Annotated in this window: 1 protein-coding gene and 1 pseudogene; both read right to left on the bottom strand. The window is 50.5% G+C overall.

From position 1 onward, the window contains the following. Positions 1-1466, bottom strand: a pseudogene (locus tag CBG25_RS17655) (hypothetical protein); the annotation flags it as partial. Continuing rightward, positions 1459-1578: a GpE family phage tail protein gene (locus CBG25_RS17660; protein ID WP_290608298.1), complete on the bottom strand. Its 120-nt coding sequence runs from the start codon at positions 1576-1578 to the stop codon at positions 1459-1461. The gene CBG25_RS17660 and the pseudogene CBG25_RS17655, both read right to left, overlap by 8 nt. Between the last annotated feature and the right edge of the window lie 6 nt (positions 1579-1584).

A 1584-nucleotide genomic window follows, 5' to 3' on the forward strand; every position in this document is an offset into this window, starting at 1 on the left:
TGTTCCCGATACATCGTCACAAATAAATCCGAGCCGGTACGACTCGAAAACAGTTGCGCGATTTGGGTTTCCATTTGCGATTCGGTTAATTGCGGGTACTTCTTTCGAATTCGCGGCACAATTTCGCCCATCAGATAGCGGAAAGGGTCGCGTTTGTAGAGTTCTACATTCACCAGCGCATAGTTATTCATCCTGGTGACGTGACCGGTTTTGCCGTATTTAACTGATCCTTTTTTCAAGAGACCGAGTCCCATCAGGTTTTCCATCGCACCCTGGGTCGTTTTGCCTTTCACCAGATTCTGATAAGCACTGTTTAATGAGGTGCCGGTTCGGTCACCGCCTAACTGCTGGATAAGATGTGACATACCAAAATAGAACGCATCGATGTTCATCTGTTTGACAGCGGTGCCACCCGTTTTCATCATTGCCAGATAATCTTCCGGCAAGACCATCTCCCCACTGGCCGTCATCGATTTTGCCGTCATATTAACCGAGCGTTTAAATTGCGCAGGGGTGTTAATTTCATTACGTAACTCGGCAATTTTGAGCACAGCAGGTGACTGGTCACGTAACGCCTCGGCAGCGGATCCACTGACGCCATGTGACGACATAAATTTAGTGGTGAATTGAAGCTTAAGCAACGTCGGCGAGACCAGTTCAGTTTCATGATAATCGCGTAAAACGGAGTAAGCCTCTTTAATCACTTTCAGGTTTTCGGTCGTGCTGTTGCCAAAAATATGCATGCCTTTAGCAAACTTTTCGGYATCCGCCAGCATCGCCTCTCCACCTCTGAGCGCTTTAAAGGAAACCGCTTCGTGTTGATAAATCGCCGCTTCATTGAGGGTCGGCTTGACCGCCATCGCGGTGGCGGCACCGGTGGCAACCATGCCTGCCCCGTGAGACAGCAGAGTATTTCGGCGGTTCATGCGCTGTTGATAACGGTTTCTGGCGTTGGCAAGGTGTTTTTCGCGTGCTGAAATGTTGGCAAGCTGGCCTTCCTGAGCTCTTAACGCCTGGGTGTATTTCTGGGTTTCTTGCCGGATATGGGCGGTGGCGTGGTCCGCGTGATTGACGGATAACCCCATTTTATCAAACGACGACCGGATTTTTTGCTGTTGGGTAAGAAAGCCCTGATACTGACGCTCAAGTTTCGCCACGCTGGCCCACTGTTTTTCCAGTGCGGCGGTTTGTTTTTGGGTGGGMTTTTGGAGACCCGCCATCTCAAGGCCCATCATTTTGCTTTTCAGGCGCGCTTTTTCCAGTGCCTGACCGAGCGTATTGATTTTGCCACTGAGCGTCTGTAACTGGATCAGTTTTTGGCTCGCCTGATTGAGTTGCGTCAAGCGCTCGCGCGTGCTTTTAAGCTGCTGCGCCAGTCGGGTATTGGCGGTTTTGGCTTTCTCAAAGGGGCCACTGAGCCTGTCGATAGCACTTAAAATGACCTGTAGACGTAAATCTTTACTCATGCGTTTGACTTCGTAGGTAAGCCTGATGCCGCCACATCAGCAAATCTGACAATGACAGTGGGCCGGTTTCAGACGGAGGCCAGTGGAAAATGACCGCGATATCGGCTTCCAGGGCTTC

Source organism: Arsenophonus sp. ENCA (genome assembly GCF_002287155.1).
GTDB lineage: Bacteria > Pseudomonadota > Gammaproteobacteria > Enterobacterales > Enterobacteriaceae > Arsenophonus > Arsenophonus nilaparvatae.